14 protein-coding genes are annotated in these 13,328 nt (G+C 43.7%); all 14 read left to right on the top strand.

Features of this window, described 5'->3' with window-relative positions:
* The first annotated feature begins 2 nt into the window (after window positions 1-2).
* Window positions 3-647, top strand: coding sequence for a 3-isopropylmalate dehydratase small subunit (leuD, locus tag GHNINEIG_RS04260; protein WP_223260936.1), 645 nt, complete (start codon window positions 3-5; stop codon window positions 645-647).
* A 28-nt stretch (window positions 648-675) separates the two neighbouring features.
* On the top strand, window positions 676-1,749 hold the full coding sequence (leuB, locus tag GHNINEIG_RS04265) for a 3-isopropylmalate dehydrogenase (protein ID WP_135795495.1): 1,074 nt from the start codon (window positions 676-678) through the stop codon (window positions 1,747-1,749).
* Between the two features lie 83 nt (window positions 1,750-1,832).
* Window positions 1,833-2,783: a M23 family metallopeptidase gene (locus tag GHNINEIG_RS04270; RefSeq protein ID WP_135795496.1), complete on the top strand. Its 951-nt coding sequence runs from the start codon at window positions 1,833-1,835 to the stop codon at window positions 2,781-2,783.
* Window positions 2,705-3,205 carry a bactofilin family protein gene (locus tag GHNINEIG_RS04275; protein ID WP_135795497.1) on the top strand — a complete coding sequence of 167 codons (501 nt, stop codon included), beginning with the start codon at window positions 2,705-2,707 and terminating at the stop codon, window positions 3,203-3,205. Before GHNINEIG_RS04270 ends, GHNINEIG_RS04275 begins: the two co-directional genes overlap by 79 nt.
* A 10-nt stretch (window positions 3,206-3,215) precedes the next feature.
* On the top strand, window positions 3,216-4,238 hold the full coding sequence (locus GHNINEIG_RS04280; RefSeq protein WP_135795498.1) for an aspartate-semialdehyde dehydrogenase: 1,023 nt from the start codon (window positions 3,216-3,218) through the stop codon (window positions 4,236-4,238).
* 5 nt (window positions 4,239-4,243) lie between these two features.
* Window positions 4,244-5,032, top strand: coding sequence for a tRNA pseudouridine(38-40) synthase TruA (gene truA / locus GHNINEIG_RS04285; RefSeq protein WP_135795499.1), 789 nt, complete (start codon window positions 4,244-4,246; stop codon window positions 5,030-5,032).
* A 10-nt stretch (window positions 5,033-5,042) separates the two neighbouring features.
* Entirely contained in the window at window positions 5,043-5,684 is a 642-nt protein-coding gene (locus tag GHNINEIG_RS04290; RefSeq protein ID WP_317616031.1) for a phosphoribosylanthranilate isomerase, read from the top strand.
* A gap of 43 nt (window positions 5,685-5,727) precedes the next feature.
* A complete protein-coding gene (gene trpB, locus GHNINEIG_RS04295; RefSeq protein WP_135795500.1) occupies window positions 5,728-6,933 on the top strand; it encodes a tryptophan synthase subunit beta in 1,206 nt (401 codons plus the stop codon).
* 1 nt (window position 6,934) lies between these two features.
* Window positions 6,935-7,753 (top strand): tryptophan synthase subunit alpha, encoded by an 819-nt coding sequence (trpA, locus tag GHNINEIG_RS04300; RefSeq protein WP_135795501.1) that lies wholly within the window; start codon window positions 6,935-6,937, stop codon window positions 7,751-7,753.
* 63 nt (window positions 7,754-7,816) lie between these two features.
* Entirely contained in the window at window positions 7,817-8,671 is an 855-nt protein-coding gene (accD, locus tag GHNINEIG_RS04305; protein WP_135795502.1) for an acetyl-CoA carboxylase, carboxyltransferase subunit beta, read from the top strand.
* A gap of 24 nt (window positions 8,672-8,695) precedes the next feature.
* On the top strand, window positions 8,696-9,973 hold the full coding sequence (folC, locus tag GHNINEIG_RS04310) for a bifunctional tetrahydrofolate synthase/dihydrofolate synthase (RefSeq protein ID WP_135795503.1): 1,278 nt from the start codon (window positions 8,696-8,698) through the stop codon (window positions 9,971-9,973).
* Entirely contained in the window at window positions 9,966-10,580 is a 615-nt protein-coding gene (locus GHNINEIG_RS04315) for an SPOR domain-containing protein (RefSeq protein WP_135795504.1), read from the top strand. The genes folC and GHNINEIG_RS04315 overlap by 8 nt, the downstream gene beginning before the upstream one ends.
* A gap of 31 nt (window positions 10,581-10,611) precedes the next feature.
* A complete protein-coding gene (purF, locus tag GHNINEIG_RS04320; RefSeq protein WP_135795505.1) occupies window positions 10,612-12,123 on the top strand; it encodes an amidophosphoribosyltransferase in 1,512 nt (503 codons plus the stop codon).
* The gene (locus GHNINEIG_RS04325; RefSeq protein ID WP_135795506.1) at window positions 12,113-13,306 is read left to right on the top strand and encodes an O-succinylhomoserine sulfhydrylase; all 1,194 of its coding nucleotides are present in this window, start codon (window positions 12,113-12,115) and stop codon (window positions 13,304-13,306) included. Before purF ends, GHNINEIG_RS04325 begins: the two co-directional genes overlap by 11 nt.
* The last annotated feature ends 22 nt before the right edge of the window (window positions 13,307-13,328 follow it).

Consider the following 13,328-nt stretch of genomic DNA (forward strand, 5'->3'; position numbering starts at 1 on the left):
AAATGAGTATGGATAAGTTTACAACCTTAACGGCAATTGTGGCGCCGATGGATCGTTCCAATGTGGATACCGATGCGATTATCCCTAAGCAGTTTTTGAAGTCGATTAAACGTACGGGGTTTGGTCCTAACTTGTTTGATGAATGGCGCTATGAGGATGTTGGTGAGCCTGGGATGGATAACTCGAATCGCCCTCTGCGTAAAGACTTTGTCTTGAATCAGCCACGTTATCAGGGGTCGCGTATTTTGTTGGCGCGTGAGAATTTTGGCTGTGGTTCAAGTCGTGAGCATGCGCCTTGGGCATTAAAAGATTATGGTTTTGATGTCATTATTGCGCCCAGCTTTGCCGATATCTTTTTTAACAACAGTTTTAAAAACGGTATTTTGCCAATTGTGTTGGATGAAGCTGTTGTGGATGGATTGTTTAAAGAAGTCTTTGCGGAAGAAGGGTATCAGCTCACAATTGATTTAGAAAACCAACAGATTAAAAAGCCAAATGGCGAAACGATTCCGTTTGAGGTGGACCCTTTCCGTCGTCATTGTTTACTGAATGGTCTGGATGATATTGGGTTGACGCTGCAACATGAAGACGAAATCAAATCCTTTGAAGCGAAGCACAAAGCCGCTTCTCCTTGGTTGTACCGATAAGAATTATTAAATTTAGAGTGGAAATGTAATGACACAAGAAGTATTGATTTTACCCGGAGACGGGATTGGACCGGAAATTACAGCCGAAGCCGTTAAGGTTTTGGAAGCCTTGCAACAGAAAGAAAATTTAGACATCACTATGACGCATGACTTGGTGGGCGGTGCGGCTTATGATGCTCATGGTGTGCCTTTAGCGGAAGAGACGTTAGAGAAAGCAAAGCAGTCTGATGCTATTTTGTTAGGCGCGGTTGGCGGTTATCAGTGGGAATCATTAGATATTTCTGTGCGTCCTGAAAAAGGGTTGCTGGCATTACGTTCAAATTTAGAGTTGTTTGCTAACTTGAGACCGGCGTACTTGTTCCCTCAGTTGGCAGATGCCTCGACTTTAAAGCCTGAAGTGGTTGCCGGACTGGATATTCTGATTGTTCGTGAGTTGACTGGTGGGATCTATTTTGGTCAGCCTCGTGGTATTCGTACATTGGATAATGGGGAACGCCAAGGTTATAACACTTATGTTTATTCAGAATCAGAAATTAAGCGCATTGCACATGTGGCTTTTGATGCGGCGATGAAGCGTAACAAAAAGCTGTGTTCAGTCGATAAAGCGAATGTATTGGAAGTCACGGAAATGTGGCGTGAAATTGTGGATGAGGTCGCAAAAGAATATCCAGAAGTTGAGGTTCAACACATGTATGTGGATAACGCGGCGATGCAGTTGGTGTTGAACCCAAAACAATTTGACGTGATGGTGACAGGGAATATGTTTGGTGACATTCTTTCTGATGAAGCATCTATGTTGACTGGGTCGATTGGCATGTTGGCTTCAGCGTCTTTGGATGCAAATAATAAAGGGATGTATGAACCAAGTCATGGGTCGGCACCGGATATTGCAGGGAAAAATATTGCCAATCCGCTGGCGACAATTTTGTCTGCAGCCATGATGCTGCGTTACAGTTTGAATCGTGAAGATTTGGCTTTAAAAATTGAAGCGGCCGTCAGTCATGTGTTGGATCAAGGCTTAAGAACAGGAGATATTTGGTCAGAAGGCTTAACGAAGGTGTCGACATCAGAAATGGGTGATGCAGTGGTCGCAGCTCTGTAAAGATTTTTACGGATAGAAAGTGCAATTTTCCTATAATTGTGTAAACTGCATTGCGAGACGATGATTAGGAATGCCTTTTTAAGATGAAAAATCATTTTACGATAACCATAAGTGATGTGCATGGGTCACGTCACTTCTCTTTCAAACAGTTCATGCGAAAATTCGCGCTGTTTGTGGTGATGTTTATCTTTTTGATGTTAGCTGGCGCTGCCGGCGTCATCTGGTGGTTGAATCAGGAAATTATCGATATTCAAGATAAACGACAGGTTGCTGAAGCCAGTTACCAGGCTGTATTAGAGAAAAGTAAACACTCGTACATGACTTTGGAAGCGGAAAAGCGCAAGCTTCAAAGTCAGTTGGATAATAAATCGAAACAAATCCAGTTTTTAGATCAAACCTTGCAGGGGTTGGAAGATTTGATTGGGGTCAAACCGGATGAAGACGAACTGTTAACAGATCGTGTAAAGATTGTTCAGCTGACAACGCTTGAAAAACAAATCATGTTGGAAGACATACCCAGTGGACGACCTGTTAAAAAATATCAAGGTGTGAGCAGTAGTTTTGGCTGGCGGATTCACCCAGTTAAGGGGACGAAGGAATTTCATCGGGGAATTGATTATCGTGGTAAGCGTGGTGATGGTGTTATTGCCACGGCTAGCGGCACGATTGAATACGCAGGCTACCATAAAAGAAGTGGTTATGGGCGTTTGATTATCATTTCCCACGATAATGGGTTTAAGACACTATACGGACACATGAGTAAATTGCATGTGAAAACCGGTCAGGTGGTTAAAAAAGGAGAGCTTATTGGTGAAATTGGTTCTTCCGGATTGTCTTCAGGACCTCACTTGCATTATGAGGTGAGTTTTGTGCAGCGTAAACTGAATCCAGTGCCATTTATTAACTGGGATTTAAAACATTATGATGAAATATTTAAAAAGGTAAAAGGTGTGCCATGGGGATCTTTAAGTCAGGTGGTTCAAAATCGCGTCCAGCAGGTGGAAAAACAATTATTGCTGCGGGATGTAAAATAAATGGTGAAATTAAAGACCTAGATGGTGCTCTGCATATCGATGGCCATATTGATGGTGTCGTTGAAACGGACTACGATGTTTCTATCGGTGATGAAGGAATCGTTACTGGACTGATTAAAGCAAAGACCATTGTTGTCAGCGGTACTTTGGAAGGCAAGGTGGCGTGTGAAAGTATTGATATCCTTGCCACAGGCAAGCTCTTGGGCGAAGTGGTTTGTGGAGAGATGATGATTGAGTCCGGTGGTAAGTTCATTGGTGAAAGCCGTGAGCTGACAGAAGGCGGGTTGATTGTCAGCTTTCCGGAAAATGAAAAACAAAAATTAGAGAATCAGGCAAGATCGGTTGTTGAAATGATTAAAAATCAAGCTTCCATAATGGATGATCTACAACCCTCTGAAGCCGAAGCAGTAAAAAGCAAGTAAAGGGAAAAATATGACAAAGCAGTATGATATTGCCGTTGTAGGTGCAACGGGTGCCGTAGGTGAAACAATTTTAAAAGTACTTGAAGAGCGTAATTTCCCAGTTCGTAATTTATATCCGCTGGCCAGTAGTCGTTCTGCAGGTAAAAAGCTGGAATTTAATGGCGGTTGGGTTGAGATTCAGGACTTGGCAACGTTTGATTTTTCAAAAGCCCAAATCGGATTGTTCTCACCAGGTGCCAGTGTTTCTAGAGAATATGCGCCAAAAGCTGCGGCGGCAGGATGTATTGTTGTCGATAATACCTCGGAATTTCGTTACGACGAAGACATTCCCTTAGTGGTCCCAGAAGTCAACCCTGATGCGGTTGCTGGGTATAAAAATCGAGGCATTATTGCCAACCCTAACTGTTCAACCATTCAGATGATGGTTGCGTTAAAACCTATTTATGATGCTGTCGGGATTGAGCGTATCAATGTATCAACGTATCAAGCAGTTTCTGGCTCCGGTAAAGAAGCGATTGATGAATTGGCAACACAAACAGCTAATTTGTTGAATATGAAGCCGGTTGAGGCAAAAGTTTATCCTAAGCAGATTGCCTTTAACTGTATTCCTCAAATCGATGTGTTCCAAGATAATGGTTACACAAAAGAAGAAATGAAAATGGTTTGGGAAACGAAAAAGATCATGGAAGATGAATCGATTCTTGTTAACCCAACGGCTGTGCGTGTCCCGGTATTTTTCGGTCACAGCGAAGCCATCCATTTAGAAACAAAAGAAAAAATCACAGCAGAGCAAGCGAAAGAGCTGTTCAAAAAATCTGACGGAATCGTTCTTATTGATGAGCATGTTGATGGCGGATACCCGACAGCTGTTACTGATGCTGCGGATACGAACCCAGTTTATGTTGGACGTGTGCGTGAAGACATTTCTTTTGAGAAAGGTTTGAATCTATGGGTTGTGGCGGATAATGTCCGTAAGGGTGCCGCTACAAATACAGTTCAAATTGCTGAGCTGTTGATCAAAGATCATATCTAATAGACATGGCTTTATTGGCGATTGGTATTGAATACCAAGGCACCGCCTATTGTGGTTGGCAGCATCAGAAACATTGTGATTCTGTTCAGCAGCAACTTGAAAAGGCATTATCTTATATCGCCGATGAACCGATTGGTTTGAATTGTGCAGGTCGAACAGATACGGGGGTGCATGCAATCGGTCAGGTTGCGCATTTTGAAACGGCTGTTAATCGGCCGGATAAAGCTTGGATTCAAGGCGTTAATACCCGGTTACCCAGTGATATTCGGGTAACCTGGGTGAAAATGATGCCTGAAGACTTTCATGCACGTTTTTCTGCTATTGCTCGACAATACCGGTATGTCATCTTTAACCGTCCTGTTCATTCTGCCATTTTAGCCAATCGTGTGACCTGGGAGAATCGTCCCTTAGATGTGGAAAAAATGCACATTGCCGCTCAGGGGTTATTAGGTGAAAATGATTTTTCATCTTTCCGTGCCTCAGGTTGCCAAGCCTCTCACGCCAATCGTAATGTGCAGTCTTTGCAGGTTTCACGTCAAGGCAATTTTGTCTTTGTTGATATTCAAGCCAATGCTTTTTTACATCATATGGTTCGAAACATTGTCGGTACCTTGATGGAAGTAGGGCGGTTGGAGAAACCGGTCGAGTGGGTGTTGGAATTGTTAAAAAAACAAGATCGAACTCAGGCCGGTATGACAGCGCCAGCGGAGGGTTTGTATTTTGTGAATGCTTTGTATCCGGAATCGTTCCAGCTCCCTCAGGTTGTTTTGGATGAGCTGCTTTGGCAAGCCTAAAAAGAGTTAGATGATGCAAAATAGAACGCGTGTTAAAATTTGCGGCATTACGAACATAACGGATGCGACAACTGCCGTTCAGGCAGGGGCTGACGCACTGGGGTTCGTCTTTTATGACAAAAGTCCTAGAGTCGTGACAATTGACCAGGCCTGGGCGGTTTTTGAAAAACTGCCGGCTTTTGTTACTACGACTGCGCTGTTTGTGAATCCGGATGTCTCTTTGGTTGAAAAAGTTATCAAAGATTTGAAGATAGACTTGTTGCAGTTTCATGGAGATGAGTCCCCTGCATTTTGCGATCAATTTTCGAGACCTTATATAAAAGCGGTTCGGATGCAGGCGGAAACGGATTTGGAACAATTGGCTGTTCAATATGCTTCGAGCCAAGGGTTGCTACTTGATACTTATGTTAAAGGTGTTCCTGGCGGAACAGGAGCGGCCTTCAATTGGAACTGGGTGGCACCTGAAAGACGGCTGAATGTGACGCTGCCTGTTATTTTGGCGGGTGGGTTAAATGAAGATAATGTCGAGCAGGCCATCCGCTCTGTTCATCCGTGGGCAGTTGATGTCAGTGGCGGCGTGGAATCGGTGCCAGGACAAAAATCATCAGAAAAGATACAAGCTTTTATTCAAGCTGTAAATAATGTTCGGTAATGCTTGATTACCGTTTTGATAAAACGAAAGTGGATTTAATAGAATGAGTATTGATTATTCGCAATATCCTGATAAAAAAGGACATTTTGGAGTTTATGGGGGTATTTTTGCGCCCGAAACTCTAATGGCTGCATTAGAAGAATTGAGCCAACAGTATGAAAGTGTCAAAAACGATCCAGCATTTATCGCTGAATTGACTAAGGACTTTCAAGATTATGTTGGTCGTCCTTCTCCTTTGTATTATGCGGAGCGATGGTCAGACTCATTAGGTGGTGCCAAGATTTATCTGAAGCGAGAAGATTTGAATCACACCGGTGCTCATAAAATCAATAACACTATTGGTCAAGCCTTGCTGGCAAAACGCCTTGGTAAAAAACGTATTATCGCAGAAACCGGTGCGGGGCAACACGGGGTTGCCAGTGCAACCGTTGCGGCCAGACTGGGACTTGAGTGTGTGGTTTATATGGGGGCGGATGATATTGTTCGTCAAGCACCGAATGTGGCACGGATGAAAATGTTAGGAGCAGAAGTCATCGGTGTTGAATCAGGGACGCGTACCTTGAAGGATGCACTGAATGAAGCCATGCGTGACTGGGTAACGAATGTGGATGATACCTTCTATATTATCGGTACCGTAGCAGGGCCCCACCCTTATCCGGCTATGGTACGTGATTTTCAAGCGATTATTGGCCGTGAAGCCAAGCAACAACACATGGAAAAAGAAGGTAAATTACCTGATGCATTGATTGCTTGTGTGGGCGGAGGTTCAAATGCAATCGGTCTGTTTTACGATTTTTTACCAGATGAATCGGTCGAAATTTATGGAGTGGAAGCCGGTGGGCTAGGGTTGGAAACCGGGCAACACGCTGCGCCTTTGTGTGAAGGAAAGCCTGGCGTACTGCATGGTAACCGAACCTATCTAATGGAAGATGAGAATGGACAAATCTTAGGAACACATTCTATTTCTGCGGGATTAGATTACCCAGGTGTTGGTCCTGAGCATGCTTGGTTAAAAGACATTGGTCGCGCCAAGTATGTTGCGATTAATGATGATGAAGCCATGCAAGGCTTTCGTGATTTAACAAAATTTGAAGGAATTATCCCAGCATTGGAATCGAGTCATGCATTGGCCTATGCCACCAAGCTGGCGCCAACCATGTCAAAAGATCAGACTATCATTGTCAATTTATCGGGTCGTGGTGATAAAGATATGGGAACCATAGCGAAAATTGAGGGGTTTGAGATTTAAAATGAGTAGAATTGATGCAACGCTGAAGGCCTTGAAGTCAGAAAAAAAGACAGCTTTGATTCCTTACATTACAGCAGGTGATCCCCACCCTGAGATGACAGTAACGTTGATGCACAGCTTGGTTGAGCAGGGCGCAGATATGATTGAGCTCGGTGTGCCTTTTTCAGACCCGATGGCGGATGGCCCCGTCATTCAAAAAGCGGTAGAACGAGCTTTAGAACATAATGTTAGTTTAAAAAATGTTTTAGCGTATGTGACTGAATTTCGTAAGAAAGATGCGCAAACGCCGGTGATTTTAATGGGGTATTTAAACCCGATTGAAGCTATGGGGAGCGATGTGTTTGCGAAAGCGGCAGCTGAAGCTGGCGTAGATGCAGTTTTGACAGTCGATATGCCACCGGAAGAAAGTGAAGGGTATTTTGAAAACTTGTCACAAGCACAACTCGATCGAATCTTCCTCGTCTCGCCGACGACACCTGATGGACGACTCAACGCCGTCAGTGAAAAAGGCAGTGGATTTGTTTACTACGTTTCTTTAAAAGGTGTCACCGGCTCAAAAGCCTTGGATGCTAAGGATGTAGCTCATCATGTTGGGCATTTGAGAGAAAGGATGTCGATGCCTGTAGCCATTGGGTTTGGTATTCGTGATGGCAATACAGCCTACGAAATGGCCAAGCTTGGTGATGCTATTATTGTTGGTTCAGCGTTGGTTAGTTTGATTGAACAGAATGCTTCAGAAGACTCTGAAGTGATTCAACAGGTATTAAGTGATAAAATGCGCGAATTCAGACAAGCAATTGATAAAGCAGATAACGAATAAAATTGAATGGTGTCGGTGCATACCGTTGGCACACAGTAAAAACAAAACTCTTTGGAGAAAAAAATGAGTTGGTTTGAAAAGATTTTACCCAGTATTAAACAGGTAACGGAACGTAAGAAAAATGTTCCAGAAGGCTTGTGGACAAAATGCCCTAAATGCGAAAGCACTTTATATCGTGCAGAAGTCAGACGCAATTTGGAAGTTTGTCCAAAATGTGATCATCATATGCGTTTGGGTGGACGTGATCGTCTTGAAGCGTTTTTCGATGAAGGAACCGGGGTTGAAATTTCAGCAGAAGTTACACCTGTAGATGCGTTAAAGTTTAAAGATATAAAACCTTATAAAACTCGCATTGCACAAGCGCAAAAAGCCACGGGTGAAAAAGATTCTTTTGTTACGATGACAGGAAAGATCCAAGGGCTAGAAGTCGTGGCAGGCGCATTTGAATTTAAATTCATGGGCGGCTCAATGGGGTCGGTAATGGGAGAAAAATTTGTTCGAGCAGTGAATGAAGCGATTGAAAAACGTTGTCCTTTAATTGTTTTTTCGGCCAGTGGTGGCGCTCGAATGCAAGAAGCGTTGTTTTCTTTGATGCAGATGGCCAAGACGAGTGCTGCGCTGGGCCGCTTGAGAGCACATAAATTGCCGTTTATTTCCGTCTTAACCGACCCAACAATGGGTGGGGTCTCAGCCAGTTTTGCCATGTTAGGGGATTTGAATATTGCTGAACCGAAGGCGTTGATTGGGTTTGCTGGGCCGCGTGTTATTGAGCAAACGGTTCGTGAAAAGCTTCCAGAAGGCTTTCAGCGCAGTGAATTTTTGCTAGAACATGGTGCTATTGATCGCATTATACATCGTCATAACCTCAGTGATGAATTGGCTTCTATTTGCCGTATGTTGCTACAAAAAACAGCATGAAAACCGCTGGGTGAGTTCAATTAAGTGAAACCCACTGAGACGACGTCTTTAACCGAATGGATTGATTGGTTAGTTTCATTGCATGCAGATGAAATTGACCTTGGAATCGATCGAGTGAAATCGGTTGCAGAGGCCATGAATCTGGCTTCTCCAAGCCCTGTTGTTATTTCTGTCGCGGGAACGAATGGAAAAGGGTCGAGCATTGCAATGCTGGCCTCTATTTATGAAGCCGCTGGGTATCAGGTGGGGGTTTATACGTCACCGCATTTATTACATTTCAATGAGCGTATTCGGATTCAAGGTCATTTAGCGGATGATCAGCAAATTGTGCAAGCGTTTGCCGAGATCGAAGCGGCGCGAGGGCAAACCAAATTAACCTATTTTGAATTTTCTACGCTGGCAGCGTTGTGGGTGTTTGCTCAATATTCATTGGATGTCATCCTGTTGGAAGTTGGGTTGGGCGGACGTTTGGATGCGGTTAATTTAGTGGATGCCGATGCCAGTTTGATTACAGCGATTGGCATCGATCATGAAGATTGGTTAGGCAGTGATCGGAACCAGATTGCAGTGGAAAAAGCTGGCATTATGCGGTCGGGAAAACCCTCTGTTTGTTCCGATAATGACATCCCGGAAACCTTAGTTAAGTATGCAAGCCAGCATAATGTGCCTTTAAAAAGACTCGATACAGACTTCTTTTATCATAAAAACAACCAGGCCTGGTCATTCTTAGACTCTGAAAATCAACTGGTATATCAAACTCTGGCATTACCCGCACTTTCAGGAGACTTTCAAATTCAAAATGCGTCAGGCGTGGTTGCTTTGATTGAGACACTGCAGGCTGAACTTCCGGTATCCTTTGATCAATTATCTCAGGGATTAAACGAAGTAAAGCACCCGGGGCGCCTGCAAAAGATGCAATTAGATCATCAAAACTGGTTGATTGATGTGGCGCATAACCCGCAGGCAGCGGAGGTTCTTGCACATTATCTAAAACAAGCCTCCATACAGGCAGATGCCATCTTTTCTGTGTTGCAGGATAAAGATGTAACCCCTATGATTGAAGCCATTAAACCTTATGTTAAAAAATGGTCTATTGCCGATTTGGGGGTTCCTCGGGCCTTGTCGATTGATAAGCTTGAAAGAGTACTACTTCAATCGGGCGTGTTGCCTGAGAATATTGTAAAATGTTCTAATATTTCAGAGGCCGTTGCGCATAATCGTCAAACATCGAAAAAAGATGTTTTAGTCTGGGGGTCATTTTTTACAGTTTCACAAACATTGGCTTGTTTTCAGAATGATTGATTTAGAATCCGATCAAGAATTATCAAATCAAACGGCACTGAAGTACCGTTTAACAGGCGCCATTTTTTGGTTGGGGTTGTTGGTGATTATTGTGCCGATTTGGTACAGCAATCCAGTGAATTTTGATCCGGTCAAGCAAGAGGAAGCAGCTGTTAAAAAGTCGGTGCTGATTGAAAAGCCTTTTGTTTTGCCTGAGCATCAAACAAATGACACAGCCGCCAAAAAAGAATTGAACAACTCAATTGACGAGCAAGCTACGTCAACTTCTCAAAAAACGGATGCAGGTGTGCAACAAAAAGTTGATGCACCTGTTGAACAAAGTCGTGTTGCAGGTCATCAAGCTGCAAGCGCTGAACAGTATGAATGGATTATTCGTTTAGTGGCTTATCGAAAAAAAGAATTGGCCGAAGCGTTGCAGCAACGCTTGAAATATGATTATGAAGCCTTTATTAAGCATTTTCCTGAAAATGATTATTACTCTGTACGAGTCGGGCCTTATGCTTCCAAGGAGGAAGCCGTAAAAGATCAACAACGTTTGGATCGAGTTTTACGAATTCAATCTGAACTGGTTAAGTTTAAGCTATCACCCAAATCGCTTAACCGTTAAAGCTGGGTAAAGAAATCGGAGAAGTATCACCATGTGTGGGATCGTTGGAATCGTATCAAATTCACCTGTTAATCAAGAAATTTATGATGCCTTGACTGTTTTGCAGCATCGCGGACAAGATGCGGCGGGTATCGTAACTTGTGATAACGGCCGTTTATACCAACGCAAAGATAATGGGATGGTGAAAGACGTCTTTCGTACACGTCATATGAGAGATTTACGTGGCAACATGGGGATTGGTCATGTACGTTACCCAACCGCAGGATCGGCTTCAAGTGCAGAAGCTCAGCCGTTCTATGTGAACTCTCCTTATGGGATTGCCATGGGGCACAATGGTAATATCACCAATGCCGAGCAGCTTAGTAAAGAAATTTATGAGCAGGATTTACGCCATCTGAACACTAATTCCGATTCTGAGGTGTTGCTTAATATTTTTGCTCACGAGTTGATGCAGCAAAAGAAATTATTTATCGAGCCAGAAGATATCTTTAATGCAATTCATCGTGTTCACAAGCGCGCAAGAGGCGGATATGCCGCAGTGGGTATCATTCCAAGTACGGGACTGTTTGCATTTCGTGATCCGTTTGCGCTCAGACCAATTGTTGTTGGGAAAAGAGAAACACCGGCCGGTATCGACTACATGGTGGCCTCCGAAAGTGTGGCACTGGATGCGGCCGGTTTTGAATTACTGAAAGATTTGGAACCAGGTGAAGCGGTTGTTTTGACCGAGCAGGGAACCGTCCAGTTTAAGCAGTGTGCCGACAATCCGCAATACAGTCCATGTATTTTTGAATTTGTGTATTTTGCTCGCCCTGATTCGATGATTGATGATATTTCCGTTTATAAATCACGGTTACGAATGGGAGAAAAACTGGCTGAACAGATTATGCGCGATTGGCCTGATAATGATATTGATGTGGTTATGCCAATTCCTGATACCAGTCGTACATCGGCGTTACAATTAGCTGATAAACTCGGTAAGCCTTACCGTGAAGGATTTATAAAGAATCGATATATCGGCCGTACTTTTATTATGCCTGGGCAAAAACAGCGCAAGAAATCTGTGCGCCAGAAATTAAACCCAGTGACCTTAGAGTTTGAAGGAAAAAATATTCTATTGGTCGATGATTCGATTGTTCGAGGCACAACATCGGGTGAGATTGTACAAATGGCGCGAGATGCAGGCGCTAAAAAAGTGTATTTTGCTTCAGCTGCACCAGCGGTTCGTTACCCATATGTGTACGGAATTGATATGCCTAGTGCTTCTGAATTGGTCGCTAATGGTCGTGAAATTGACGAGATTGCCGACTATATTGGTGCCGACAAACTGTTCTATCAAGATTTAGATGATTTGATTGAAGCAGTATGGCAAGGAAATAAATCGATTAAAGAATTTGATACATCCTGTTTCAGTGGGTGTTATGTGACAGGCGACATTACGCAAGAATATTTGGATTCACTGGATAAAACACGAAATGATGATGCTCAATCAAAACAGAAAAAAGTAGGGCAGGAGCCAGTAGGAATTTATAATGGCGGATAATGAAATTGAGTTGTATGAGCTCGAGACCCTAGCGATTCGTGCAGGTTACGAGCAAACCCATGAGCAAGAAAATTCAGAAGCGATCTTTCCAACGTCAAGCTTCCGTTATCAATCGGCCCAGCAAGCTGCTGACCGTTTTGGTGGGGTTGAGCAAGGAAATGTTTACTCTCGTTTTACGAACCCGACGGTCAGAACATTTGAAAAACGCTTAGCAGCTCTTGAGCAAGGAGAGGCTTGTGTTGCAACCGCTTCAGGCATGTCAGCGATTTTATCGACCTTTATGGGATTGTTGGAATCGGGAGATCATATCGTTTCTTCGCAAAGCGTTTTCGGCACCACGCAAGTCCTGTTTAATAAGTATTTAAAAAAATTCGGTGTCGAAATTACCTTTGTTTCTCAAACGGATTTAACAGACTGGCAACAGGCGATTCAACCGAATACCAAAGCCTTGTTTTTGGAAAGTCCATCAAACCCCCTAACGGAAGTAGCAGATATTACAGCACTGGCAGCGTTAGCTCATCAAAATGACGCGCTTTTGGTAGTGGATAATTGCTTTTGTACACCTGCGTTACAGAAACCACTGACATTAGGTGCAGATATTGTCATTCATTCAGCAACGAAGTTTTTGGATGGACAAGGGCGAGTCATAGGGGGGGCCGTAGTCGGATCTGAAGCGATTGTTGAAGAAGCGGTCAGAGGGTTCCTGCGTACAGCAGGTCCAACCATGAGTACGTTTAATGCTTGGGTGTTTTTAAAAGGGTTGGAAACCTTGTCTATTCGAATGGAGGCACATTGTCAGCGAGCTCAGCAGCTAGCAGAATGGTTAAATCAGCATGACGCGGTAGAAGGTGTTTTTTATCCGGGGTTATCTTCACATCCCCAGTATGCGTTGGCTAAACGCCAGCAGACTGGCGCGGGTGGACTACTTTCTTTCCGAGTGAAAGGTGGTCAGCAGGAGGCTTGGAAGGTGATTGATGCGACTAAAATGGTGTCTATTACGGCAAATTTAGGGGATGTGAAAACCAGTATCACTCATCCTGCCACGACAACTCATGGACGAATCAGTCCGGAAGAGCGCGCCAAATCTGGTATTACCGATAACTTATTAAGGGTGTCTGTCGGGCTGGAAAGCGTTGAAGACATTAAAGCAGACTTGGAGAGAGGGTTAAGTCAGCTTGTATAGAAATCCCCTGTCTTATCTTCAA

The organism is Hydrogenovibrio crunogenus, assembly GCF_004786015.1.
GTDB classification, from domain to species: domain Bacteria; phylum Pseudomonadota; class Gammaproteobacteria; order Thiomicrospirales; family Thiomicrospiraceae; genus Hydrogenovibrio; species Hydrogenovibrio crunogenus.